The sequence below is a fragment of the Caballeronia telluris genome (genome assembly GCF_001544495.1).
Classification (GTDB): Bacteria; Pseudomonadota; Gammaproteobacteria; order Burkholderiales; family Burkholderiaceae; genus Caballeronia; species Caballeronia telluris.
This window is the reverse complement of record NZ_FCNZ02000091.1, coordinates 1-3,278: the sequence shown is the minus strand read 5'-3', so window position 1 is coordinate 3,278 and position 3,278 is coordinate 1. Positions and strand designations below refer to the sequence as shown.

Below are 3,278 nucleotides of genomic sequence, written 5' to 3'. Positions count from 1 at the left end.
ATTGGGAACACTGGTGGAGTTGCTCGTCCAGCAACCAGGGATTGGCGAGATGCGACTTTTGAGGCCCGCGCTCTCGGAATTGAGTGCGCGACCAGTGGTGCTTTTGCAGGCGCCGCACGTTCCCAACGCGTTGGCGTTTTCGTATCTCGGGCTGTCGATGAACAAACTGCTGAGGCTGCGAGCGCCGAAGACAGCGGACGCCCTCTGGTGCGCCGAGCGCGTACTTCAGGCCAAAACCTGCGGCGCCCTCGTGTTCTGGCAACAGCACATCCCGGCTGAGGCACTGCGACGGCTTCACCTTGCCGCGCAGGCGACGGAAACGCTACTCGTGCTTATCAGACCACTGGCCAGTGCCCAAGATGCTTCGCCTGCGGTTCTCCGACTGGGAGTCAGACCGGCTGACGGCGGCCTCGTCGTCGATGTTTTAAAGCGACGAGGCCCGACGCGAACCGAAACATTGTCCGTCGCCCTGCAACCGTCACCAATTTTGCTCAGCCCTTATGGCCGTGTTCGTCGCCATCTTCCTGCCCCGGCTCTCGCTGGAGGTATTCCGTCCGCGGTGGTCACCGCCGACTGAGCACGGGTGCGTCGTGCTGGAGCGCGACAAGGTGATTGTGATGGACGCCGTGGCAAGAGAAGCCGGTGTGTTGCCCGGAATGAAGCGGGGCGGCGTGACGACGCTGTCGCCTGACGCGGCGGTCTACGACCGTAGTTTGGAACGCGAGCGGGAGGTGCAGCGCGAGGTCGCCTTGGGCTTACTGCGCTTCTCGCCGCAGGTTGCTGTCTGCGACGAAGAGACCATCGTCGTGGACGTGACCGCAAGTCTGCGTCTGTTCGGCGGCGTCCGTTGTATCTGTTCGCAGTTGCGAGGCGTCGTCAACTCGATAGGCGTGACGGCCCGCATGAGCGTTGCACCAACCGGGCAAGGCGCATGGCTGCTGGCCAAGCGAGGCCGATGCCGCGTACTGAAGATGCGTTCGCTCGAACGAAATCTCGATGCTCTTCCTTTCATGGTCGTGCAAGAGGTCCGAGCGTTCGCGGATTGGTTTCAAGGTCTCGGTTGCCGAGCATTGAGTGACATCCGGCGCCTCCCGCGTGCTGGGCTGAAGAAGAGGTGCGGTGTGGATTTGCTTGACTCTCTTGACCGTGCCTATGGCCTCTCGCCCGAGCTCTATCAGTGGCTCGAGGTTCCGCCAACCTTCAGCGCCCGAACTGAACTGCCTGACCGCGTCGAACACGCCGAAGCCGTGCTTTTCTCTGCCCGACGCCTCATCGTGCAGCTTTGCGGTTGGTTAAGCGCGCAGCAACTCGCGCTGACTCACGCCACCATATCCCTCGAGCACGAACGCGGCCGACAAGCCGTCGAGCCCACCATTCTTGAAATCGCTCTTGCTGAGCCGACCTGGCATGAAGAGCACCTCGTGCGTCTGCTCAAGGAGCGGCTCGGACGCACCGAACTGCCGGCTGCTGTGCTTGCCGTTCGACTGACGGTTTCCAAAGTCGAGCCGGCCGAGCCGCCGAGCGACTCGCTGTTTCCCGACCCTGGCGGGTCTACCAAAGACCACAATCGCCTCATCGAACTCCTCGTTGCGCGACTTGGTGCGGAGAACGTGTTGCGGCCTGCGCCGACCGCTGACCACAGGCCCGAACAGGCGAATCGATGGGTACCGGTGCAGGACGAGGCGAAGCCGAACGTCCCGCCGGCGGGTTTGCCGCGGCCGACCTGGTTGCTCGACGAGCCCGTTCGTCTCATGGTGAAGAACCATCGACCGTTCTACGGTTCGCCGCTCAAGCTAGTTTCGACTGGCGAGCGCATCGAGGCCGGTTGGCATGACGGCGAAGCAGTCACGCGCGATTATTACGTCGCGGAGGCAACCGACAAAAGCTGCTATTGGATTTACCGCGAACGCCCGAGCGTGAAGACGGAGGAAGTACGGTGGTTCCTCCACGGCCTCTTCGGGTAACAAGGTGCCGTCGTGGACTTCCCCTCGTCGGCATTGCCGGATTACGCGGAGCTATTCGCGTTCACCAACTTCTCTTTTCTCCGCGGCGCTTCGCATGGCGAGGAGCTGGTTCTCCGTGCTTCGCAACTCGGTTACTCCGGACTTGCTGTCACGGATGAATGCTCGCTGGCGGGCGTAGTCCGCGCTCATGTACAGGCGAAAGAGGAGAAGCTCCCGCTCATCATTGGTTCGTTCTTTCAGCTCGTAAATGCCGACAAGAGTCCGGCGTTCGGTCTGATTCTGCTCGCTCAAAATCGCAACGGCTACGGCAACCTATCCGAGTTCATCACGTTGGGACGCATGCGAGCAGCCAAGGGCGAATACCTGTTGACGCCGCAGGACATCTCAAAGCCCGAGAGTGGTTACGCGCATCTTAGAGGCATGCCCGACTGCCTTGCCATTCTGGTGCCAGACTTCCCTGCGAAAGAAGAGGCTCTTGCTGCTCAGCTCGAGTGGATGAATGATGTCTTCGCGGAGCGCGCATGGGTGGGACTCACCTTGCACCAACGTGCGATGGACGACATTCATCGCGGGGCTATCGAATACGTTGCTGACCAGTATCGCGTCCCAGTTGTCGCGACCGGAAATGTCGTCATGCATGTGCGGTCGAGGAAGCCACTGCAAGACACGATGACCGCCATTCGACTTGGCAAGCCCGTCGCGGAGTGCGGCTATGACCTTGCTCCAAATGCCGAAGGTCATCTACGTTCGCGACTGCGGCTTGCGAACCTCTACCCGGCGCACACGCTGTCAGAGACGCTCAACATCCTCGAGCGCTGCAACTTCTCATTGGATGAGCTTCGATACGAGTACCCAGACGAGCTCGTCCCGGACGGCTTCACACACGAGGCGTATTTAAGACAAGAGACCTACATCGGCGCTCATCGACGTTTCCCGGCCGGCATCCCACACGCGGTTCAGGAGCAAATCGAGCACGAGTTGCACCTCATTCGTGAGCTCCGATACGAAGCTTACTTTCTGACGGTGTACGACATCGTGCGCTTCGCACGTAGTCAGCACATTCTGTGTCAAGGCCGAGGCTCAGCCGCGAACAGCGCGGTCTGCTACTGCCTCGGCGTGACGGAGGTCGACCCGTCCCGCGGAAATATGCTGTTCGAGCGTTTCATTTCAAAGGAGCGCGGCGAACCGCCCGACATCGACGTTGACTTCGAGCACCAGCGACGCGAAGAGGTCATCCAATACATCTACCGGAAATATGGTCGCGACAGGGCTGCTATCGCCGCAGCGGTATCAACCTATCGGCCGCGCGGTGCT

The 3,278-nt window shown here is 60.9% G+C and carries 3 protein-coding genes; all 3 read left to right on the top strand.

What is annotated here, in order from left to right:
• Positions 1–577 (top strand): translesion DNA synthesis-associated protein ImuA (gene imuA, locus AWB66_RS32125; protein WP_087634007.1); only part of this gene is annotated, 577 nt, incomplete at its 5' end.
• The gene (locus AWB66_RS32120) at positions 501–1,964 is read left to right on the top strand and encodes a Y-family DNA polymerase (RefSeq protein WP_087634006.1); all 1,464 of its coding nucleotides are present in this window, start codon (positions 501–503) and stop codon (positions 1,962–1,964) included. The genes imuA and AWB66_RS32120, both read left to right, overlap by 77 nt.
• A gap of 12 nt (positions 1,965–1,976) precedes the next feature.
• Positions 1,977–3,278 (top strand): PHP domain-containing protein (locus AWB66_RS32115; protein ID WP_125469883.1); only part of this gene is annotated, 1,302 nt, incomplete at its 3' end.

Bases quoted from the DNA above. Each gene is read 5' to 3' on its own strand.
- AWB66_RS32120 (WP_087634006.1), top strand. From the start codon at position 501: ATGGCCGTGTTCGTCGCCATCTTCCTGCCCCGGCTCTCGCTGGAGGTA.